This is a genomic window from Gilliamella sp. BG3, assembly GCF_046635605.1.
GTDB lineage: Bacteria > Pseudomonadota > Gammaproteobacteria > Enterobacterales > Orbaceae > Gilliamella > Gilliamella bombi.
In genome coordinates this window covers 1-23470 of record NZ_JBIDFE010000026.1, presented here as the reverse complement: position 1 = coordinate 23470, position 23470 = coordinate 1, and the positions used below count along the sequence as shown (strand labels likewise).

Annotated in this window: 21 protein-coding genes and 2 tRNA genes; 13 read left to right on the top strand and 10 right to left on the bottom strand. The window is 33.7% G+C overall.

Going from position 1 to position 23470, the window contains the following annotated elements:
- Positions 1-630 precede the first annotated feature (630 nt).
- Both ACGH6S_RS10625 and nfsB read right to left on the bottom strand, forming a co-directional pair.
- On the bottom strand, positions 631-978 hold the full coding sequence (locus tag ACGH6S_RS10625) for an HTH domain-containing protein (protein WP_411578359.1): 348 nt from the start codon (positions 976-978) through the stop codon (positions 631-633).
- Between the two features lie 154 nt (positions 979-1132).
- Complete coding sequence (gene nfsB, locus ACGH6S_RS10620; RefSeq protein ID WP_085164882.1) at positions 1133-1777, bottom strand: oxygen-insensitive NAD(P)H nitroreductase; 645 nt, start codon at positions 1775-1777, stop codon at positions 1133-1135.
- Positions 1778-2218: 441 nt separating this feature from the next.
- Between nfsB and leuA the strand changes: the two genes are divergently transcribed.
- From leuA to leuD, 4 genes are all read left to right on the top strand, one after another.
- Positions 2219-3766 (top strand): 2-isopropylmalate synthase, encoded by a 1548-nt coding sequence (gene leuA, locus ACGH6S_RS10615; RefSeq protein ID WP_296302313.1) that lies wholly within the window; start codon positions 2219-2221, stop codon positions 3764-3766.
- Between the two features lie 67 nt (positions 3767-3833).
- On the top strand, positions 3834-4913 hold the full coding sequence (leuB, locus tag ACGH6S_RS10610) for a 3-isopropylmalate dehydrogenase (protein WP_065561213.1): 1080 nt from the start codon (positions 3834-3836) through the stop codon (positions 4911-4913).
- Between the two features lie 156 nt (positions 4914-5069).
- Positions 5070-6470 (top strand): 3-isopropylmalate dehydratase large subunit, encoded by a 1401-nt coding sequence (gene leuC, locus ACGH6S_RS10605; RefSeq protein WP_411578358.1) that lies wholly within the window; start codon positions 5070-5072, stop codon positions 6468-6470.
- A gap of 13 nt (positions 6471-6483) precedes the next feature.
- The gene (gene leuD, locus ACGH6S_RS10600; RefSeq protein WP_411578357.1) at positions 6484-7086 is read left to right on the top strand and encodes a 3-isopropylmalate dehydratase small subunit; all 603 of its coding nucleotides are present in this window, start codon (positions 6484-6486) and stop codon (positions 7084-7086) included.
- Positions 7087-7158: 72 nt separating this feature from the next.
- On the opposite strand, the gene ACGH6S_RS10595 is transcribed toward leuD, so the two are convergent.
- The 5 genes from ACGH6S_RS10595 to yccX all read right to left on the bottom strand — a co-directional run bounded on the left by ACGH6S_RS10595 (position 7159) and on the right by yccX (position 10781).
- Entirely contained in the window at positions 7159-8574 is a 1416-nt protein-coding gene (locus ACGH6S_RS10595; protein WP_411578361.1) for an RNA polymerase factor sigma-54, read from the bottom strand.
- Complete coding sequence (lptB, locus tag ACGH6S_RS10590) at positions 8574-9299, bottom strand: LPS export ABC transporter ATP-binding protein (protein ID WP_034913235.1); 726 nt, start codon at positions 9297-9299, stop codon at positions 8574-8576. Before lptB ends, ACGH6S_RS10595 begins: the two co-directional genes overlap by 1 nt.
- Position 9300: 1 nt before the next feature.
- On the bottom strand, positions 9301-9855 hold the full coding sequence (gene lptA / locus ACGH6S_RS10585) for a lipopolysaccharide transport periplasmic protein LptA (RefSeq protein WP_065610390.1): 555 nt from the start codon (positions 9853-9855) through the stop codon (positions 9301-9303).
- A gap of 3 nt (positions 9856-9858) precedes the next feature.
- Positions 9859-10422, bottom strand: a complete 564-nt coding sequence (gene lptC, locus ACGH6S_RS10580) for an LPS export ABC transporter periplasmic protein LptC (RefSeq protein ID WP_411578356.1) — start codon at positions 10420-10422, stop codon at positions 9859-9861.
- Positions 10423-10502: 80 nt separating this feature from the next.
- A complete protein-coding gene (yccX, locus tag ACGH6S_RS10575) occupies positions 10503-10781 on the bottom strand; it encodes an acylphosphatase (protein WP_141671669.1) in 279 nt (92 codons plus the stop codon).
- Positions 10782-10996: 215 nt separating this feature from the next.
- On the opposite strand from yccX, the gene ACGH6S_RS10570 reads away from it, so the two are divergent.
- The 3 genes from ACGH6S_RS10570 to pabB all read left to right on the top strand — a co-directional run bounded on the left by ACGH6S_RS10570 (position 10997) and on the right by pabB (position 14400).
- Positions 10997-11593 carry a CHAP domain-containing protein gene (locus ACGH6S_RS10570; RefSeq protein WP_296317199.1) on the top strand — a complete coding sequence of 199 codons (597 nt, stop codon included), beginning with the start codon at positions 10997-10999 and terminating at the stop codon, positions 11591-11593.
- 472 nt (positions 11594-12065) lie between these two features.
- Entirely contained in the window at positions 12066-12641 is a 576-nt protein-coding gene (locus tag ACGH6S_RS10565) for an anthranilate synthase component II (RefSeq protein WP_411578355.1), read from the top strand.
- 1 nt (position 12642) lies between these two features.
- Positions 12643-14400, top strand: coding sequence for an aminodeoxychorismate synthase component I (gene pabB / locus ACGH6S_RS10560; protein ID WP_411578354.1), 1758 nt, complete (start codon positions 12643-12645; stop codon positions 14398-14400).
- 44 nt (positions 14401-14444) lie between these two features.
- Here the strand turns inward: pabB and ACGH6S_RS10555 are convergent, their stop codons facing one another.
- From ACGH6S_RS10555 to ACGH6S_RS10545, 3 genes are read right to left on the bottom strand one after another with little or no spacing between them, the layout of a single operon-like run.
- Positions 14445-15032: a membrane integrity-associated transporter subunit PqiC gene (locus ACGH6S_RS10555; protein WP_174798724.1), complete on the bottom strand. Its 588-nt coding sequence runs from the start codon at positions 15030-15032 to the stop codon at positions 14445-14447.
- Positions 15029-16666 (bottom strand): intermembrane transport protein PqiB, encoded by a 1638-nt coding sequence (gene pqiB / locus ACGH6S_RS10550; RefSeq protein ID WP_085164896.1) that lies wholly within the window; start codon positions 16664-16666, stop codon positions 15029-15031. The genes ACGH6S_RS10555 and pqiB overlap by 4 nt, the downstream gene beginning before the upstream one ends.
- A gap of 15 nt (positions 16667-16681) precedes the next feature.
- Positions 16682-17926, bottom strand: a complete 1245-nt coding sequence (locus ACGH6S_RS10545) for a PqiA/YebS family transporter subunit (protein ID WP_065589839.1) — start codon at positions 17924-17926, stop codon at positions 16682-16684.
- Between the two features lie 516 nt (positions 17927-18442).
- On the opposite strand from ACGH6S_RS10545, the gene recA reads away from it, so the two are divergent.
- From recA to ACGH6S_RS10515, 6 genes are all read left to right on the top strand, one after another.
- Positions 18443-19489 carry a recombinase RecA gene (recA, locus tag ACGH6S_RS10540; RefSeq protein WP_065574897.1) on the top strand — a complete coding sequence of 349 codons (1047 nt, stop codon included), beginning with the start codon at positions 18443-18445 and terminating at the stop codon, positions 19487-19489.
- Complete coding sequence (locus tag ACGH6S_RS10535) at positions 19482-19988, top strand: regulatory protein RecX (protein WP_411578353.1); 507 nt, start codon at positions 19482-19484, stop codon at positions 19986-19988. Before recA ends, ACGH6S_RS10535 begins: the two co-directional genes overlap by 8 nt.
- Positions 19989-20193: 205 nt before the next feature.
- Positions 20194-22827 carry an alanine--tRNA ligase gene (gene alaS / locus ACGH6S_RS10530; RefSeq protein WP_085164902.1) on the top strand — a complete coding sequence of 878 codons (2634 nt, stop codon included), beginning with the start codon at positions 20194-20196 and terminating at the stop codon, positions 22825-22827.
- A gap of 131 nt (positions 22828-22958) precedes the next feature.
- On the top strand, positions 22959-23159 hold the full coding sequence (csrA, locus tag ACGH6S_RS10525) for a carbon storage regulator CsrA (RefSeq protein WP_034913196.1): 201 nt from the start codon (positions 22959-22961) through the stop codon (positions 23157-23159).
- Positions 23160-23282: 123 nt separating this feature from the next.
- Positions 23283-23375: transfer RNA gene (locus ACGH6S_RS10520), tRNA-Ser, on the top strand.
- Between the two features lie 18 nt (positions 23376-23393).
- Positions 23394-23470: transfer RNA gene (locus ACGH6S_RS10515), tRNA-Arg, on the top strand.

Below are 23470 nucleotides of genomic sequence, written 5' to 3'. Positions count from 1 at the left end.
CACCAACAAGAGTTTTCGGGGTAATTTGAGAGATAATTTGGAAAATATAAATGAGTTTCGTGCAAAAACTCGGCGAATAGGATTATTTAATAAATTTAAATCGTAGGTTTGCCAGTGCTTGTGCCTTGTGCCAGAAATGATAATGCATTATTGTCTACCTGTCAAGTAATATTTTGTTTTATTTAGATTTTTTATAATTATTTGCTTGTTTAATAAGCTTGTTTTCCTATAACCGTAAAAGTATAGCCGTTTAAAAAATAGTTGGCTAGTTTTTTTGGTGGATTTTTGTAAAAAAAATACAAATGAAATAGTCCTGTTTGGCGGCGACCCTAGTTCTGTCATTAGCGTATTTTGACACTGCAAAAAAACAAGCATATTGACCTTATAGTGGTGTGTTTTTTTGCTCTAAAATCGTTCAGGTAGACTATTGATTTTATTGAATTTTTTTTATTTTGTTTTTGGTTAAATCAAGTGTTTATAGCGAGCTAAGATATTATGGTATCGTGATTTCGGACGTACTGTTTTTTGTAAATAAATTAATAATAGTGATCACGTCCGAAATCTGACCAACTAAAATAGACCATTACTTTCAACCACGATAGCGCAACCTATTAAAATAGCCAATCACAGTTATTTTGTTTTGTTTTTAGGTAAAGGTAAATATTTGGTGCCGACATGTAACATTTCGTCAGGATTTGTTTTGTTATATAATTTAGCTTGCCACCTTAATTTATCTTCAATGGATTTTTCAATTTTAACTAGGTGTTTAATACCATAACTAATCGTTTTATAACGTTTGTTCTTACTGGTTAAAGGCACAAACAAATTTAATCGGGCTTTTTTTAGCACGCTATAAATGGTCGGGCGACTGACCATAAAACGTTTAGCCAAATCAGTGATGGTTATTTTTTCTTTATGATATAAACGCCATATCTCTTGTCTGTGATAAGGCGTTAATTTTGTTTTACGTATATTCATTACCAAATTTTCTCAGATTTACTGTAAATAATGCGAATAAATCCTACACATGAAGTATAAACAACTTAATGTTTTCCTACAATTAAACTTATCATAGTTCAAAAAATATCCTCTATATTTATCTTAATTCATACAGAGAATATTGCTCGTTATTTTATAAAAACGTAAAAAGTTGCTCTTTAGGTAAGCGTGATTTTGGTCGATGCGCATTGCCGTCATTTTCGGCTCGATAGCCTAATGTAGCAACAACAATACTTTTAAGTCCTTTGCTTTTGAGATCTAAAATCTCGTCCATTTTTTGGGTATCATATCCTTCAATAGCCGTTGAATCAATACCAATTGCTGCTGCTGCAAAAAGCAGTTGCCCCAATGCTAGATAAGCTTGTTTACTTTCCCAACATTGTTGCGATTCAATGGTTGCACTATTGAGCTTTACAAAGTGCCTACGACCTTGATCTTGTGCTTGTTTAAGATCGGCTGAAGGGTATCTACCGTCTTTATCTTCTTGATTGAGTAGATTAACTAAATGGGCGTCGTCTAATGGTGTTTTAATACAAAAGACAATCGTATGCGAAGCGCCAGTCACCCTTGGTTGATTAAATTCAAGTATAGCTGGTAAAATTTTATTCTTTGCCTCGTTGTTCTCGATAACATAAAAATGCCATGGTTGTGAGTTAACTGATGATGGGCTGTTTCTTAAAACAGTTAATAATTGTTCAATCTTATCGGCAGGAATTTTTTTTGTTGGATCATAATGTTTGGTAGTGTAGCGTTTTTGAGAAATATCAACTATGTTCATTATTATGCCCTCGTGAGTTATTCTTTTCACCATTATAATTCGGTTCTATTATGTCTCAACTTATTATTTTAATAGATTTGTCAAATAGTAAAGCAATCTTTAATTAGTATTGAGTACTTTATTTTAATAAAAATAGAACATATTTAGATTGACTAAAAATAATCATTGACACCACTGATATCATTTGGTAAAAATAACATCAGTTTTTGTCTGTATTAATTACAATTCAAATAGAGATTTTTTTATGTTTGTTAACTATTTATCACTCGACCTCAGCCTCCTCCTCGCATTAACTTGCGCGGATAGCTTGTGTGTGGAGTAAAAAGAAGTAGTTAAATAAACAACTCAACAAATTAACAAGAACCCGCGCTAAAGTGCGGGTTTTTTGTTTTTTTAACTTGAAATACCGAGATAGCGCTAAAATATATAAAAGGAAAAACAATGAGCGATCAAGTCATTATTTTTGATACAACGTTACGCGATGGTGAACAAGCATTACAAGCAAGTTTGAGCGTTAAAGAAAAGTTACAAATAGCGCTTGCTTTGGAGCGAATGCGGGTCGATGTGATGGAAGTTGGCTTTCCTGTTTCATCTCCCGGTGATTTTGAATCAGTTCAAACGATTGCTAAGACCATTAAAGATAGCTGTGTTTGTGCATTGTCTCGTTGTGTTGATAAAGATATTGATGTTGCTGCCGAGGCATTAAAAGTTGCAGATCAGTTTCGAATTCATACTTTTATGGCAACATCAACCTTACATGTTAAGGATAAATTAAAAATGACATTTGATGATGTCATTGAAAGAGCTGTGCACTGTATTAAACGTGCACGTAATTATACTAATGATGTGGAGTTTTCTTGTGAAGATGCAGGCCGTACCCCAATTGATAACTTATGTCGTATCGTTGAAGCAGCAATTAAAGCAGGGGCAAGAACGATCAATATTCCAGATACTGTCGGTTATACTGTCCCTTATCAATTTGGTGGCATTATTCGTACCCTATTTGAACGTGTCCCGAACATTGATCAAGCGATTATCTCTGTTCATTGTCATGATGACTTGGGCATGTCGGTGGCTAACTCGATTAGCGCGGTTCAAGAAGGTGCTCGGCAAATTGAAGGTGCGATGAATGGTTTAGGCGAACGTGCGGGTAATACCGCACTTGAAGAAGTTATTATGGCGATTAAAGTTCGTCAAAATATCTTAAATGTTCATACAAATATCAATCACCAAGAGATTTATCGTACCAGCCAAATTGTTAGCCAAATTACTAATATGCCAATTCCAGGTAATAAAGCAATTATTGGTAGTAACGCTTTTGCCCACTCCTCAGGAATTCATCAAGATGGGGTTTTAAAAAATCGTGAAACTTACGAAATTATGACCCCTGAATCAATCGGATTAAATCAAATCCAATTAAATTTAACCTCTCGCTCAGGACGAGCCGCCGTTAAACATCGTTTAGAAGAACTTGGTTATCACGATAAAGATTATAACTTAGATCAAGTCTATGAGGCATTTTTAGAATTAGCTGATAAAAAAGGCCAAGTATTTGATTATGATTTAGAGGCATTAATATTTATCAATCAATTAAAAGATGAAAAAGAACATTATGTTTTGGATTATTTTAATGTTCAATCAGGTTCGACGGTTGTTTCAACCGCTTCGGTTAGCTTGTTAATTGGTGATAAAAAGTATTCTGATGCTGCAACAGGTAACGGTCCTGTTGATGCTGTTTATCAAGCTATCAACCGTATTACTGGCGAGCCTATTTCGATTGTAAAATATCAGTTAGCTTCTAAAGGACAAGGTGAAAATGCTTTAGGACAAGTTGATATTGTTGCCGAATATAAAGGTCGTAAGTTCCATGGTGTTGGGCTTGCAACCGACATTGTTCACTCATCGGCTTTGGCTTTAATTAATGTATTGAACAATGTGTATAGAGCAAATCAAGTTGCACAAGAAAAACAAAAATTACATCATGACTAAAAAATAATTTGTTTTGCCGTTTAACAGCAAAACATGAAAATTAATTTAGATTGTAAAGGAATAAAAAATGTCACAAAACTACCATATTGCAGTACTTCCCGGCGACGGTATTGGCCCAGAAGTAATGAGACAAGCCTATAAAGTATTAGATGTTATCCGCCAAAAGTATCAACTTTCTATTACTACTAGTGAATATGATGTGGGCGGCGCAGCAATTGATATTCATGGTTGCCCATTACCTAATGAAACACTTGAAGGCTGTGAAAAAGCTGACGCTATTTTATTTGGTTCAGTGGGTGGTCCTAAATGGTCTAATTTGCCACCTGAAAAGCAACCTGAACGTGGTGCGTTATTGCCACTACGTAAACACTTCAAATTATTTGCTAATATGCGCCCTGCTCGTTTGTATCAAGGCTTAGAAGATCTTTGTCCATTACGCACCGATATTGCAGAGCGTGGATTTGATATTTTATGTATGCGAGAATTAACTGGCGGTATTTATTTTGGATTACCTAAAGGACGTGAAGGTAGTGGTGCTCAAGAAAAAGCATTTGATACTGAAGTTTATCATCGTTTTGAGATAGAACGTATTGCAAAAATGGGGTTTGAAGCCGCACGTTTACGTCGCAAAAAAGTAACTTCAATTGATAAAGCCAACGTATTACAAACTTCAATTTTGTGGCGTGAGGTGGTTAATGAAGTAGCTAAAAACTACCCTGATATCGAACTTGAGCATATGTATATCGATAATGCCACAATGCAACTTGTTAAAGATCCGTCTCAATTCGATGTTATTTTATGCTCAAATTTATTTGGAGATATATTATCCGATGAATGTGCCATGATAACTGGTTCAATGGGCATGTTACCTTCTGCTAGTCTTAATGAACAAGGCTTTGGCTTATATGAACCTGCTGGTGGTAGCGCACCTGACATTGCTGGCAAAAATATTGCTAATCCTGCTGCACAAATTTTGTCATTAGCCTTGTTAGTCCGTTACAGCTTTAAACGTGATGATATTGCCTCAGCTATCGAAACAGCAGTAAATAAAGCATTAGAACAAGGCTATCGTACTATCGATCTTGCACAAAAAGAACAACCCGTTTCAACTGATGAAATGGGAGACATTATTTGTAAGCTTATTTAATTGAATTAGCTATGTAAAATGTGTAGTAAAAAGATACTCAAGTATGCAGAATAAACTGCTACTTGTATCCTTTTTAATTCAATTAATTATAGTATTAGTAAATAATGTCAAAGTTTAAAACTAATACCAGTTGTAAAAAATAATAAGGAATCTGCAATGTCAAAAACACTGTATCAGAAATTATATGATGCGCATGTCGTTTATGAAGCTCCAAATGAAACGCCTATTTTATATATCGATCGTCATTTAGTTCATGAAGTCACCTCTCCACAGGCCTTTGATGGCTTACGTGCAATGAATCGTAAAGTTCGCCAGCCCAATAAGACTTTTGCAACTATGGATCATAACACTTCAACCAAAAGTAATGATTTAAGTGCCTGTAGCGAAATGGCTCGCATTCAGTTAACCGAACTGGCAAAAAATGCCAAAGAGTTTGGTGTTTCGTTATATGATTTACAAAGCCCATTACGTGGTATTGTCCATGTAGTCGGCCCTGAGCAAGGTATGACTTTACCGGGTATGACTATTGTGTGTGGTGATTCGCACACTGCTACACATGGCGCATTTGGTGCATTAGCTTTTGGTATTGGTACGTCAGAAGTTGAGCATGTGCTAGCAACTCAAACCTTAAAACAAGGTCGTGCTAAAACCATGAAAATTGAAGTTAAAGGGCAAGTTGCTGACGGCATTACCGCTAAAGATATTATTTTAGCTATTATTGGTAAAACCACCAGCGCTGGCGGTACTGGGCATGTGGTTGAGTTTTGTGGTGATGCGATTAAATCATTATCCATGGAAGGACGCATGACATTATGTAATATGGCAATTGAAATGGGAGCAAAAGCTGGCATTATTGCGCCAGACGAAGTTACGTTTGAATACTTAAAAGGACGCCAATTTTCACCTAAAGGTGAGGATTTTGATAAAGCTGTTGCCTATTGGAAGACATTAAAAACCGACGAAGGTGCACATTTTGATACAGTTGTGACGTTAGAAGGTAAAGATATCGCCCCACAGGTCACTTGGGGTACTAATCCTGGTCAAGTTACATCAATTGATGCAACAGTACCTAATCCTAATGATTTTGCTGATCCTATTGAAAAACACTCTGCAGAGCGTGCATTAACTTATATGGGATTAAGCGCTGGTACCAAAATGACTGATATTAAGATCAATAAAGTGTTTATTGGTTCTTGTACAAACTCACGTATAGAAGATTTACGAGCTGCTGCGCAAATTGCTAAAGGCCGTAAAGTGGCTGAAGGTGTACAAGCATTAGTTGTACCCGGTTCAGGACCAGTGAAAGAACAAGCTGAAGCCGAAGGATTAGATAAGATTTTTATTGATGCAGGATTTGAATGGCGCTTACCGGGTTGCTCTATGTGTCTTGCAATGAACGATGATAAATTAGCACCGGGAGATCGCTGTGCATCAACTAGCAACCGTAATTTTGAAGGTCGCCAAGGACGTGATGCTAGAACACATTTAGTTAGTCCTGCTATGGCAGCAGCCGCAGCTATTACTGGTCATTTTACAGATATTCGCAAACCATTTTAAGGAGAGGCTTGTCATGGCAAAATTTACAAAACATACTGGGCTAGTCGTTCCTTTGGATGCGGCTAATGTTGATACAGATGCAATCATTCCAAAACAGTTTTTACAGAAAGTAACACGCACTGGATTTGGTAAACATGCTTTTCATGAATGGCGCTTTTTAGATGATGCTGGCGAGCAGCCTAATCCTGAGTTTGTTTTAAATAAACCACGCTACAAAGGTGCTAGCATTTTGCTTACGCGTGAAAATTTTGGTTGTGGATCATCACGTGAACATGCCCCTTGGGCGCTTGCTGATTATGGGTTTAAAACTATTATTGGTTCAAGTTTTGCCGATATTTTTTACAATAACTCATTTAATAATCAGTTATTGTTGGTCAATTTATCCGAAGAGGATATCGATGAGTTATTTAAAATTGTCGAAACCAATGAAGGCATTGAATTTACCATCGATTTAGTTAATGAAGTGGTCATTGCCGGCGATAAGCAATATTCATTTAAAATTGATGCTTTTAAACGTCATTGCTTGTTAAATGGGTTAGATAATATTGGTTTAACCTTACAACATGAAGAAGCGATTAGCGACTTTGAACATAAAATCCCAAGCTTTTTAGCTTAATTTTATTAAAGGGCGCAAATTGCGCCCATGATTAAAATAAGCGATATATATCCAAAAAATTTGAATTCAAATTTAAAGCTGTTTTCGTTGACTTGATGGTGGAATTGATAAGGCTTCACGGTATTTTGCTACGGTGCGACGTGCAATAATAATGCCTTTTTCTTCAAGCATCGAAACTAATTTACTATCACTTAATGGCTTTTTACTATTTTCTGCAGATATATATTTTTTAATTAATGCTTGGATAGCTGTAGATGAAACCTCACCACCTGAATCATTATTAACATGACTTGAGAAAAAGAATTTAAGTTCATAAATTCCGCTTGGACAATGCAGATATTTTTGAGTTGTTACACGAGAAATGGTCGATTCATGCATATCAATTGCCGTTGCAACATCAGACAAAATCATTGGTTTCATGTATTCAGCACCGTGTTCAAAAAAGGCTTGCTGATGCTCAACAATAAATTGGCTGACTTTTAATAAGGTTTCGTTACGGTTTTCGATGCTTTTAATAAACCAATTAGCTTCTTGCAGATGAGATCTAATATATTGCCCATCACTTTCATTTGCTAATTTTGCCATATCGGCGTATTGCTGGTTAATACGTAAAGATGGAACTGTATCGCTATTTAAATACACAACCCATTTTCCTTGTACCTTTTTTACCATGACATCAGGTATGACATAGTCTGGAGAAGCAGTATTAACCAAATCGCCGGGATAAGGTTGTAAACGTTGTATAAAATCAACAGCCTCTTTTAATTGTTCATCTGTTGTATTTAACACTTTTTTTAAGTTTCTATAATCACGTATGGCTAATAAGTCTAAATAATTATCAATAATTTGTTTAACTAATGGTGGAGTGTCTAAATGTTGAATTTGAATAGACAAGCACTCTTGCAACGATCTGGCACCGACACCGATAGGATCAAAATTCCATATTCGTTTCAATACTGCTTCAACTTCGGCAATTTCAATTTCATCATTACCTTGTTCTTCAAGTATTTCTTCTGTTGAAACTGTTAAATAGCCTCTCTCATCTATAGCTTCAATAATAGATACCGCTATCGCCCTATCTGTATCGCTAAAGGGTGTTAGTTCAAGTTGCCATTCCAGATAATCATGTAATGTTTCGTGAGTTTCACCTTGATAGATAGGCAATTCATCATTGCGATAATCTGAGTTAGTTCCAGATGGAGTTCCTGCACTATAAATATCATCTAAAGATGCATCCAATGGAATATCATCGGGAATCTCTTTGCTATCTAAAGCCTCACGCGTATCAATATTTTCTGTTTCATCGTTTTGTTTAACGTTCACTTCGTCATATTGATCATCAACTTCAAGTAATGGATTGTTTTCAAGCGCAGTTTGTATTTCTTGTTGGAGTTCTAAAGTTGACAACTGTAGTAATTTAATCGCCAATTGTAATTGTGGCGTCATGGATAATTGTTGAGAGACTTTCAGTTGTAAACTGGTTTTCATCATAATCTGAACTCGTTTCCTAAGTAAACGCGTTTTACATATTCGTTACTTAAGATGTCATTTGGTGAACCTTCAGCAATTAAATGCCCTTTATTAACAATGTAAGCACGTTCGCAAACATCTAACGTTTCACGTACATTATGATCGGTTATTAATACACCCAACCCTCGATCACGTAGATGCTTAATAATATTTTTGATATCTATCACCGAAATTGGATCAACACCAGCAAAAGGTTCATCAAGTAAAATAAATTTAGGATTAGCTGCTAACGCTCTTGCTATTTCTACTCGACGTCTTTCTCCACCTGATAGAGATTGTCCTATGCTGTCACGAATATGAGAAATATGGAACTCTTCAAGTAATTCTTCGGCACGATCGATTTTCTCATTTTTATCAATATCTTTACGCGTTTCTAAAATTGCCATAATGTTATCTATAACAGACAATTTTCTGAAAATAGACGCTTCTTGTGGTAAATAGCCAATACCTTTTTGAGCTCGCTCATGTAAAGGTAAAATGCTGATATCATGATCATCAAGGTAAATTTTACCTGCATTTAATGTCACTATACCAACCACCATATAAAAAGTAGTCGTTTTACCCGCACCATTGGGGCCCAATAATCCAACAATTTCGCCTGAGTTGACAGTTAAACTTACATCTTCAACAACTCGCCTTTTTTTGTATACTTTGGCCAGATTTTCCGCTTTTAAAATTGACATTTTATTTGTTCATCCCTTTAACTTGGTTTGGGATAATAGTGCTTTTTACTCGCATATTCTTACCTGGATTGGCTAATATTTGCTGTTTTTTGACATCGTATGTAATCAGATCACTAACAATATGATTATCTTGTTGAAATAATTCAGCATGACCGCGTAAAATAACATTATTTTGTTTTACATCATAAATAACTTGTGAAGAATGACCCGTTACAATCTTATTTTTTTCTGGTAAAATTTGTTTATAATTCACAGGCTTACCATAAGCTGTGATTTTTTGCTTATTTTTGTCTTGCGTGTCAGTGATAACGACTTTATCAGCTTTTATAGTTAATCCTTCTTGGACAATAACAACATTGCCAATAAATGTGATTGTATTATTTTCAATATCAATTTTTTGATTATCTGCATCTATCGTTATGGGTTTATTATCAGCGAACATTTTATGTTCTTCTTTAGAGTTTATAGATTGCGAAGTAAGTTCATTGGCGAAACTACTTAAAGAGATTGGTAGCAATAAAATTAATGAAAAAACAACCTGTTTTAGCGAACTCATGTTTTATTTTGCCTCTGTATTATAATATGTTTTTACATTTTCAAGTATATTAGCCGTTTTGGCATGTAAATCACCCGCTAAACCAATACCAGTTGAATAAAATCCCACCCCATTGATGATGACAGGATCTTTTGATTTGACTAGTTGTGAAGTTAAATCTATCACGGCATTATCAGTTTTTACTTGTTTCAATTGAGCTTCTTGTGTCAAATTATCTAATTGAACATCATCATAAAGGTAAAGAAGTTTATCTTTTGTCAACGTTGCTTTCTTTGCTTTAATATGCCATGTAGCTGAATGATTCTGTTCATAAAACGTAAAATTGGGCAAATCAAATTCAGTATTATTTGAGTAATCAAAATGCCTTACATTACTGGACTCAATTTTATAAATAAGATCCCCAGATAAGTCATAAATATCTGTTAACATTTTATCACTTTGATAAATCGGCTTATCTGATATATTTAGAGTGGATTGATTTACAACCTCATCTCCTTTTTGATAATTATAATAAACACCGATAACAACAATGAGAAGTAAAAAACAGATTAGATTTTTTTTATTCATAACATACGTTTTTCACATTAATTAGAAATTATTATTTCGAATGCCAAAATTTTAATTATTCTACTTTATTTTTTATTAAATTAATATCGAACATTAAAAGAAGTTAAATCGTTTTGTGGTAATAATTCAAAAATATTAACATGTAAAATGCGTGAAGATGCAGGACCGCCATTTTCAATCCATTTTATTAATTTGCTTATTTGTAAACTATCACCTTGAGCTATAATCTCAACATCGCCATTATCTAAATTTTGAACATAACCAACTAAACCCAGTTTTTGGGCTTGCTGATAAGTAAAAAAACGAAATCCTACACCTTGCACGCGACCGCTAACATTTATCTTAACTTTCTTAATCATCTTGCGACCTCATTTTATTATAACCTGGATTCAAACATATTAATTTTAATGATGAAATACTAATTTAGGTTGAAAATACAGAACATAATTTTTTATCATGGTTAAATGTTAGATTCATTAATAATCTTACAACTAGTAAGTTTTTTACTTATCGACTAAATTTTATTTTTCAATAAAATAAACAATAATAAATAATTAAAACAATAGAAATAAATATGTTATTAAAATATAAAAAAAAGCTTTTTTTACTTTGGCTATTATCAGTATTAAGCTACTATACACTTAATTCATGTGCTTTTGCTAATGTTGAAATTGATAAACAGAAAATTGGCAAAGTCGTTGATGAATTTAATGGTGTGAAAGTCTATTATAATGGTAGCATCAATAATGTAAGTGGAAGAAATATTGCTAAAGACGGCTATAACTTAGGTCTGAAATATCAATGTGTTGAATTCATCAAACGCTATTATTATCAACGCTTCAATCACAAAATGCCCAATAGCTATGGGCATGCAAAAGATTTCTTTGACCCTTCAATCGTTGATGGAAAAATTAATCGTCAACGTAATTTATTACAGTTTCATAATGGTTCACCAACTAAACCAAAAGTTGAAGATATTATTATCCTTAATTGGTCAAATTATGGGCATGTTGCCATTATAAGTAAAGTAACCGACAACGAAATTGAAATTGTGCAACAAAACCCCGGACCAAATGCAAGCAGTAGAGCAACTTTTCCTTTAATCTTTAAAGATGGAAAATGGATAATAGAAGGTTTTGGCGTTTTAGGTTATTTACGTAAAAATAAATAATTGCCTGCACCAGAGTAAACTACAACAAAAAAACAAATGGCATAATTACAGAAAATATTCAAAATAATAATTCAGATCGTTAATGAAGATTAATCAACAAACCATTCATTCTTCTGTTTTGATACTATTTTTATAGTCTCCAAAATAGCCGATAGGTTTTCATGTTGAGCTATTGCAGAAAAATTTTGACAATTCCAGCTTCGGCTAACGTAATAAGTAACACAAATACTACCATACAAGTAGAGCTGTATGTCTTTGTGAGATTTATCACAGAGAAAGAGAATTTTTGTTAAAAAGTTTCAGGTAACACTATGTTTCAGTATAAAAAAGGAAATAAAAAGATAGCAAACTGGCAATCATATCTGTTTTTAACTGTATTAACGGTATAATAACTCTGGATATAACTGGAATTTGGCTGTTATAAATGCCAATGTTTTAAAAACAATATGCTATGTAATTAATGGACTCTATTTTGATATTATTAATAGATAATTATGATTCTTTTACCTTCAATATTCACAATTATTTGTGTCAAGTTGGCGCAGAAGTTAAAGTGATTAAAAATGACGAAATGACAATTGAACAAATAAAAGAACTTAGCTTTTCTAAGATTATCATTTCGCCTGGACCGGGATCCCCTGCCGATTCTGGAATATCACTTGCAACTATTGCCAAATTTAGTCATATTTGCCCAATATTGGGAGTTTGTTTAGGGCATCAAGCGATTGCTCAATATTATGGTTATAAGATCATCAAAGCACCAACACCTATGCATGGAAAAATCGATGAAATAACACATGATAGTCAAGGAGTGTTTAAAGGAATCAAAAGCCCACTTTCGGTGGTTCGTTATCATTCATTAATTGCTTGTGATAATCCTTTACCTAAAGACTCTCAATTAATCGTAACAGCAAGAAACAATCAAGGATTGATTATGGGATTACGTCACAAAAAGTTACCCATAGAATCTGTTCAATTTCACCCTGAAGCAATTAAAACCGAATTTGGTTTACAAATGATTCATAATTTTGTCCATGAGCAATACTAAAATGAAAATTCATATCGACTTTGAAGGTCAACATAAATATTTTTGCAATCCTATCGCCATTTTAAAGTCTGATGATTATTCAACAATCAAACAACAATTTGATTCAATCGAAAAATTCACACAACAAGGCTATTATGCGGTTGGATATCTCGCTTATGAAAGCGCAATGGGGTTCAATAGTGAAAATAAAACAAAACAAAATCATGATTTGCCGCTATTGATATTTGGTATTTTTGATAAATTTTCTATCATTGAGCAAAAACATGTAGAAATAAGTGATTACACTCCACCAACTTTTGATTTGATAAGCGATACATCAATTGAGGAATATAATCAAAAAATTAACTTTATTCGATCTCAAATTGAATCAGGCAATACTTATCAAACCAACTATACAATTCAATTTACTACTCCATTTAATGAAAGTGCTATTAATTATTACCACTTTCTACAAAAGAACAATCAAGCCGACTATTGCGCTTATATTGAGTTTGACGATTATTGTATTTTATCAATTTCGCCAGAATTATTTTTTAAGTTAGAAAATAAAATTATTACAACAAAACCAATGAAAGGAACAACTGCGCGCGGTTTAAATAATCACCAAGATAAACAACAATTAGAATTATTATTCTCTGAAAAAAACCAAGCTGAAAATATGATGATTGTTGATTTATTACGTAATGATTTAAGTCGGGTTGCAAAGGCAGGATCAGTTACAGTTCCTAAATTATTTTCAGCCGAAAAATATCCAACCGTTTGGCAATTGACTTCTATGATTCAAGGTGAATTGAAAGAACATGTTAATTTATATCATATTTTTCAAGCACTATTTCCTTGTGGATCAATAACTGGAGCGCCTAAAACCAGTACAATGCAAATTATTGCAGATATTGAAAACTCACCACGTGGAGTTTACTGCGGGACAATTGGTTATATTGAACCATATATGAAAAAAGCTATATTCAATATCCCAATTCGGACTTTAACCATACACAATCAACAAATGCATTATGGTGTTGGCGGAGGGATCACTTGGGATTCAACCTCACAAGATGAATATAACGAGATTTTAGCTAAAACAGCAATTTTAACTCGCACCACCTCTTCTCCCAAATATGTCATTGAATCATTATTGCTTGAAAAAGGGCAATTTTTCTTATTGGAAGAACATTTAAGCAGACTTTCTCAATCAGCTGATTATTTTGATTTTAACTATGATATCAATGCAATTAAGTTGCAACTTATTAAGTTAGCAAATGCAGATAATAAAAATATTGGGAATATCTATAAAGTCAGAATTTTACTGCAAAAAAATGGGCTATATACCATTAGCGAGAATAGAATTAACTCGCCAATGGAGATCAATGAAATCGCATTTGCAAAGCAGTGTGTTCATAACCAAAATGTATATTTGTATCATAAAACGTCTAATCGGGAGCATTTTCCTAATTTAATTACAGGAAAAGAATATATTAATTTTAACCAACACAATGAAATAACTGAATTTGTTAATGGTAACCTCGCATTGCGGATTAATGATCAATGGATTACCCCTAAAAAAGAATCGGGGTTACTAGCTGGCACCATGAGGCAATTTTATTTAGATCACAATCAATTGTTAGAAAAAACGATTTTAAAAGATGACCTTTTAAAAGCCGATAAAATTGCATTTATCAATAGTGTTCGTAAATGGGTAGAAATTGATGACAAGGTTTTTAGTCAGTTCAAACGATCATTAAGATCAATTACCGTTTAAATTCAAATATTCCGCCAACATTATGGCGGAATATTATTATGACATTAAAGTTTTATTGAGTTTACAAAGTCTAGTTCTTCATCCTGCCAACCTTTAGATAGCGCGTTAACTAAAGCATCATATCCATTACTTGCTAAAGGAACATGGCGTTCAAATGGTTTGCTTTCAATATTATTTTTACTATCAGTAACAACCCATCGTCCTTTAATCACCGCATCACCAGTATAGCTTCCATGAAACCCATCAATAAATAACTTTACCGTCAATGTTGGCGTTGTAATTGATCTGCTAGAGACTAAATAATTTGGTAACATGACCGTTAAATCTTGCGTCAATCGTTCTTGCAATTGCTGAGATAGTGTTGAAGCCCATAAATGATGCATTGCTGTTTCATATTTGATATTATCAGTTTGTAATACAATACCTGGTTTATTTAAAAAACTCACCACATCTACCGACTCAATCCAAATAAAATATTTGGTAGTTTTTATTTTTTGCAATACTGGACTTGGTAAATTACTAGTTAGTTGAAAATAGCTTTTACTTGGGTCGTTAGCTGAACAACCGACTAATATTGCAAGTAATGGCATAAATATGATTGTAAGTAGCTTTTTATATATTTTGTTCATCATTTTTTACCTTTTGCTTTAGGCTCTTGATCTTTCTTCGCTGGAGCAGAAAAAATCAGTGCATTGCTCTTATCATTGAGAGTATTAAGTAATGGCGTTAATTCATCCATCATCTGTTGCACTTTTTGTAAACTCTCTTTCATTTGGTTATTTAATTCAGAACCTGGTTGTAATTCTTTCATTGTTTCATTTAATGAACGTAATGTTTTTTGTAAATCCTTTGGTATATTTTGCATCTCTTTACTTGCCATAATACGATTTAACGATTTCATTAATCGTTCACTCGAAGCTAATGATTGATTGAACTGCGATAGAGTATTGTTAAGTGGCAAATTATTAAAATTATCAAGTAACTGCATAATTTTTGCCTGAATTTGCGCAATCCCTGTCGAAGTCGCCTCAATTGTATCGTAACCAAACTGCTTCGCTAGTTGTGGATCATACTTATTTTTTAATTCAGGATAAAAATCAAGATCTATATATAGCGCACCAGTAAACATATTTGAAGTTTTTAATGACGCTCTTAACCCATTTTTTTGTTCTTTCATTATCAAAGCGGCAATATCGATTTTCTCATCAACTAATTCAGATAAACGATCAGGCTCTATCCTAATTAATATCGGCACCCTTTTATTTAAAATTGATGATTTTTCTAACATTTCAGCGGTATAAAATGGTACTTTAGATACTGTTCCTAATCTAATACCATGATATTCAACTGGTACTCCCTCTGTTAACCCCGATATAGAATCAGAAAGCATAATAAGGAATTCTTTATATTCAGTATATTGCGAATCTTGGATAGATTTTTTATCTTCATATAATGTATAAACTGCATTTTGCTCAGCGGGTGCACCTAATTTGGATCCTTCGGGTAAATCAAAACTAATTCCTCCAGACATTAATACATCCAGAGAAGGGACATCTAGGCTTGCACCTCGAGATGAAAGAGTTAAATTGATACCTCCTTCTTTCCAAAATCGTACGTTTTGTGTTACTAACACATCATAAGGTTTAGTAATAAAAATTTGATATTTCATCTTACGCGATTCAACATCAAATTCCGAGGTCTCCACATTCCCTACACGATAACCATGAAACATGATAGCTGCCCCTCGAGGAATCACACCATTTTGCTCACTTTCTAATTTTAGACGAATACCTTTGATACTAGGATCAGACAACGGAGGCGCATCAGAAAGCACAAAAGGTTTATTTTGAAAACTATGATTATCGTTCCCTGCGGCTAATTCTATATAGACACCCGATAAAATAGTACCTAATCCCGTTACCCCATCACGACCAATTTCTGGCTTGACGACCCAAAAAATCGAATCATTTTTCAGCAATGGAGCCATGTCGCTATAAACACGGCCTTTTATAACCACTTGCTGGTAGTCATCAGATAAAGTCACTTCATCGACTATACCCACATCAACACTGCGATTTTTAATTACCGTTTTGCCAGCAACAATGCCACTTGCGTCTTTTGCAAGTAATGTGAACGAGGTACCTCTATCAGCATAATGAGAGTAGATTATCCATAGACCAACAATTGCAGTGACAATGGGAATAATCCATATTGCTGAAATAGCTCTAATTTTAATTATTTTTGCCAATTTACTTGATGTTGCCATATTGTTCCTATTAATCTATTTTCTATTTTGCGGACGATCCCAAATTAAACGAGGATCAAATTTTTGTGATGCAATCATTGTGATAATAACGACAGTTGCAAAGAATGTAACGCCAATATCAGGATAAACACCCATCATTTGCTGATTTCTCACTAAAGAACAAACGACAGAAACAACAAATATATCTATCATTGACCATTTACCAATAAACTCAACTGCACTATATAATTTTTTCATTTTTAAACAATTATTCTTATTTTTTCGTTTTACTGCTAATGCAAAATAACAAAGCCAACTTAGTGAAATAATTTTTAAAATTGGTATAACAACACTAGCGAGAAAAATAACAAGAGCAACAGGTACATCACCTGCTTGCCACATATAAATAACTCCATCCATGATATTTGAAGTTGATGCAGCTCCCAAAACAACGGTTATCATAATTCCAAATAAATTAGCAGGAATGTAAAGAATTAATGAAGTAATTAATAAAGCTATAGTCCATTGTATTTTATCACGATCCCTAATTTTACTTTTTTGTTTACATCGAGGGCATTTTTTATAATGTATGGGTAATATAGCCTGACAACAATTACATAATTTTAGATTTTGACTAATTCCTGTTTTTCCAACTTTCAATGAATTAACAGCAAAGTTATTACGATGAATTTCGTTCCAAATTACTTCAGGCGAGAAAATAACTAAAGATTTTATATAAAAAAAGACAAATAGACAAAACGCCCAAAACGTACCAGTGACCCCAATACTGCCATAACTCATTAATTTAACAAAACTGACCAAAACACCAGTAAGAAAGATTTCCGGCATACACCAATGTTGAAATTTTTCATAAACAATAAGTAGATCGCGTTTGCGATATTTTGTTAATTGAATTCTGGAGCAAAGCAGGACGATGATTAATAAATTGAATATAGGGAAAAGTAAAACAAATAAAATAAAAAGCGCTGAAACATAGCTATATTTATCAAAATAAAGGGTCTTAGGAATATCTAATACGCTAACGCCAATGTAATTTCCTACAATTCGGATATCAATAAAGACAAAGCCGCAGGCGACAATAATCATAATTAATGAACAAGCTGCATACATAGCAGCTCTAAATTTCATATTGCTACTATTTTTAGCTAATGTAGTATTACAGCGTGGACAAACAGCTTTGTGCCCTACTGTTATATCAGTTAATTCTATGACCAAATCACAGTGTGAGCATAAAACATAATGTTGTTTATCAATGGTCATTGTTTTCCTTTATTTCGAAATATATTTTAACCTAAATAAATATTTCAGAGTAATATAACATTTGAGTATGAAATTAATGAGTTATTATTAAATAGTTTCTTGAAGAACAAATATTTTAATGAATAAAAGTTGGTTATATTAGCTCCAAAGCTAATCATATCAAATGACATTTTTTTATGAAAGTATTACTAAATTAAATTAGTGGGTTTTGATTATTATCAAATATAATCTTTATAAAATGCGTTATTCTTTTCATTATACTAAAATAATCAATATTAATTTAGGTTTGATAAAAATTCACAGCTATAAAATTAACAAAATAATTCAATAAATTTAATCTTGAATATCAATATTTCATCACCATTTGTTAGTTTCAATTATTACATAAAACAAATCATCCATAAAATTTGTGTCTTAATTTCCATAGTTAACTAAATAATTGTTGAGAAAAAAACTTGATACTGTATAACAATACAGTATAATATTACCAATCCTAACTCATTGGAATTTTATAATATGAACGAAAACAAACAACGCGCACTTTCTGCTGCATTAAGTCAAATCGAAAAACAATTTGGTAAAGGTTCAATTATGCGTTTAGGGGACACCCAAACGTTAGATGTAGATGCTGTATCTACAGGTTCTTTAGGTCTTGATATTGCTCTAGGTATTGGCGGTTTACCAATGGGTCGAATTGTTGAAATTTTTGGGCCAGAATCATCTGGTAAAACAACACTTACCTTATCAGTCATAGCACAAGCTCAAAAAGAAGGTAAGACTTGTGCATTTATTGATGCTGAACATGCACTCGATCCAATTTATGCAGCTAAATTAGGCGTTCAAGTTGATGACTTATTAGTTTCTCAACCTGATACAGGAGAGCAAGCCCTTGAAATTTGCGACGCTTTGGTTCGTTCTGGTGCTGTTGATGTTATTATTGTTGACTCAGTCGCAGCATTAACTCCAAAAGCTGAAATTGAGGGTGAAATGGGCGATTCTCATATGGGATTACAAGCTCGCTTAATGTCACAAGCATTACGTAAACTAACTGCGAATATCAAAAATGCAAATTGTTTAGTTGTATTTATTAACCAAATTCGTATGAAAATTGGTGTTATGTTTGGTAGCCCAGAAACAACAACAGGCGGTAATGCACTAAAATTCTATGCTTCTGTTCGCCTTGATATTCGTCGCACAGGTTCTGTGAAAGAAGGCGAAGATATTATTGGTAGTGATACTCGCGTTAAGGTGGTTAAAAATAAAGTTGCAGCACCTTTTAGACAAGCAGAATTCCAGATTCTTTATGGTTGTGGTATTTCTAAAGAAGGCGAATTGATTGACTTAGGGGTTAAACATAAGTTAGTCGATAAAGCTGGTGCATGGTATAGCTACAACGGCGAAAAAGTTGGGCAAGGTAAAGCTAACTCAATTAAGTTTTTGCAAGAACATCCTGAAATCGCAAAAGAGCTCGAAACAAAACTACGTGATTTATTACTAAATAGCCCTGCAGATTTTACAGCCCCTGAAGACGATATTTCATTAGAGAATGACAGCATTGAATAATGAAAAAAAACTCAATAAATCAATCCTAAATAAAGCTGTGCAATTACTTGCACAGCGCGATCACTCTTCGTATGAACTAAGCCAAAAAATGATATTCTTTTTTGCAAAGAAGCAACAAAATACAGAAGAAGAATATCATGACCAATTGACTAAACTAAAAATTGAAATACAAGATGTGATTGAACATTGTATTAATCAAAATTGGATAAATGACGCCCATTATATTGAAAATTATATTGTTATGCGTGCCAATAAAGGCTACGGAAAGTATAAAATTGCAATAGAACTTAAACAACGGGGTTTATCTGTTGACTTAAGCCATCAGTTATTACAAGCCTCTAATATAAACTGGGGAAACCTTGCATATAAACAATTATTAAAAAAGTCAAAACAAATCAAACCCGAAAATAACAATAAAAAACAAAAAGTTACTCAGTTTTTAGTTGCTAGAGGTTATACACAAGATGATATTAAAGCTGCTTACGATTTATTGACTTAAATAATTATAATATCTAGAATACAAAACATATAATTTAAAGCCTATTACAAATAAAGCTCATTAATTCTTTTTTTATTTTATCCCTATTTACTTGTAATAAATATTAGTTAGCTCCACTCCAATTTAGGAAGATTTACTTTTCAACTTTAGTTGTAACGGGTATATTACTATGTTTAAAAATCTATCGTTTTATATGGAAGCATAAATGAAAAGTACTGCAGAAATTCGTCAAAATTTTCTTGACTTTTTCCGTGGCAAAGGACATGAAGTTGTCGCAAGTAGTTCCCTTGTTCCACACAATGATCCAACATTATTATTTACTAATGCTGGAATGAATCAATTTAAAGATGTATTCCTTGGTGTTGATAAGCGTTCTTACACTAGAGCAACAACATCGCAACGTTGCGTCCGTGCTGGTGGAAAACATAATGATTTAGATAATGTTGGTTATACTGCTCGACACCATACATTTTTTGAGATGTTAGGAAACTTTAGTTTTGGTGACTACTTTAAACATGATGCAATACATTTTGCATGGGAATTATTGACCAGCAAAGAGTGGTTTAACCTACCTAAAGAGAAGTTAACCGTTACCGTTTATGAGACAGATGACGAAGCATATGCAATATGGGAAAAAGAAATCGGCATCCCTAAAGAACGCATAATTCGTATTGGTGATAATAAAGGTGCTCCGTATGCCTCAGATAACTTTTGGCAGATGGGTGATACCGGTCCTTGTGGTCCTTGTACCGAAATTTTCTATGATCATGGTGATCACATTTGGGGAGGACCTCCTGGTAGCGCAGAAGAAGATGGTGACAGATTTATAGAAATTTGGAATATTGTCTTTATGCAATTTAATCGCCATCCCGATGGAACAATGGAACCATTACCTAAGCCATCTGTGGATACTGGTATGGGACTAGAACGTATTGCTGCAGTGCTACAACACGTCAACTCTAATTATGAAATAGATCTGTTTAAGAAATTAATTAATGATGCTGCTAACGTTATTCAGACTAAAGATTTAGAAAATAAATCGCTACGCGTTATTGCCGACCATATCCGCTCTTGTGCATTCCTAATTTCAGATGGAGTTTTACCTTCAAACGAAGGACGAGGCTATGTACTACGCCGCATTATTCGACGCGCAGTGCGTCATGGGCACATGCTAGGAGCAAAAGATATTTTCTTTTATAAATTAGTTAAACCATTAATTGATGTGATGGGAAGCGCAGCGGTTGAATTAGAAAATAATCGAAAACTAGTCGAAGATGCACTTAAAATTGAAGAAGAGCAATTTTTAAAGACTCTTGAACGAGGGTTATCTTTATTAGATCAGGAATTAGCCAAAATAACGGGGAAAGTTTTACCTGGAGATATCGCATTTAAACTTTATGATACTTATGGTTTTCCATTAGATCTAACGGCAGATGTGTGTCGTGAAAAAAACATTACTATCGATGAAGATGGCTTTAACCAATGCATGGAAGAGCAACGAAAGCGAGCTCGCGAATCAAGCTCATTTAATGTTGATTATAGTAATGTTATCAAGCTTGATGATAAAACTGAATTTTTAGGTTATCAAGCAACAGAATCATCAGGAAAAGTTATTGCTATATTTAAAAACGGCCAAAAAGTCGAAAATATTAACGCAGGTGATGAAGCTATTGTCGTTTTAGACAAAACACCATTTTATGGAGAGTCTGGTGGCCAAATTGGTGATAAAGGCTTACTAACTGCGGCTAATCTTGAATTTAGTGTTTTTGATAGCCAAAAATATGGTAAAAGTATTGGTCATTTTGGTCAAATTATAAAAGGCTCTTTAAAAGTTGGTGATAATGTCATTGCTGCTATTGATGTTGAGTTGCGTGAACGTATTCGACGTAATCACTCAGCTACGCATCTATTACAAGCGGCTTTACAACGTATTTTAGGCAACCATGTCCACCAAAAAGGGTCTCTAGTTAATGATAGCTATTTACGTTTTGACTTTTCACATAATCAAGCCATTACGCCAGAACAAATTATTGAAATAGAGAACTTAGTAAATCAACAGATTCGTCGTAATTTACCAGTTGATATTGAGCTAATGCCAATTGATAAAGCTAAAGATAAAGGCGCTATGGCTTTATTTGGTGAAAAATATGAAGATATCGTTAGAGTTCTAACAATGGGCGATTTTTCAATTGAACTTTGTGGTGGTACTCACGTAAATAGAACTGGTGATATTGGGTTATTTAAAATAATATCAGAATCAAGCATAGCTTCTGGTGTACGCCGTATTGAGGCAACTTCAGGGCAAAATGCAATGGATCTGATCCATAATGAATCTAATTTATTAACTCAAATTGGACAACTAACTAAAAGTGACAAATCGGCAGTTTTAGTGCGCATTGAGCAATTGATCGAGCAAACTAAACAGCTTGAAAGAACAATTGAACAACTAAAAGCACAGAAAGCTAGCCAAGAAAGTGCACAATTACTTAATCAATGTGAAAAAATCAATGATAAACATTTACTAATTGCTAAACTTGATAATGTTGAAGCAAAATTATTACGGACTATGATTGATGATCTGAAAAATCAATTAAAGACAGGTGTAATAATTTTAGCCGCTGTCAATGATGATAAGATCAATTTAGCTGCAGGTGTAACCAATGACTTAGTCAATATAGTTAAGGCAGGAGATTTGGTTTCCCAATTAGCATTAAAAGTAGGCGGTAAAGGGGGTGGGCGACCTGATTTCGCTCAAGCAGGTGGAATGGATCTCTCGGCATTACCAGAAGCGTTATCTTCTGTGAAAAAGGAAATCAGTAATAAATTACAAGCAAATTAGCCAGATAGGCTCAAAATATTTGTTAATTGAATATTAGAGTTTTCTGTAAAATCCCGTCTTATTGATGGGGGCTGATAAAGCTATATATTAAAATTGTTTGGATATATACTTAACTGATATTAGGAGATCTAATGTTAATTTTAACTAGGAGAGTAGGTGAAACACTAATAATTGGTGATGATGTAGTTATTACCATCTTGGGCGTGAAGGGAAATCAAGTCAGAGTAGGTATTAATGCACCTAAAGAAGTTTCTATTCATAGGGAAGAAATATATAACAAAATTCATCAACCACAAGAAGCAAATGATGAAATACCTAAGTCCATAGGGTAATATTGGGCAGGAAATAAACAACTAACACGCGTAAGCAAAAAAATGTTTGACTTATTTTTTGTAAAACGTAATATGTGCGCCACACATTATGATTTTGTTGTTAAAGCAAAATCATAATACATTGGTGAGATGGCCGAGAGGCTGAAGGCGCTCCCCTGCTAAGGGAGTATGCGGTCAAAAGCTGCATCGAGGGTTCGAATCCCTCTCTCACCGCCATTAAATAAATTAAAATATGCATCCGTAGCTCAGCTGGATAGAGTACCCGGCTACGAACCGGGCGGTCAGGGGTTCGAATCCCTTCGGATGCACCA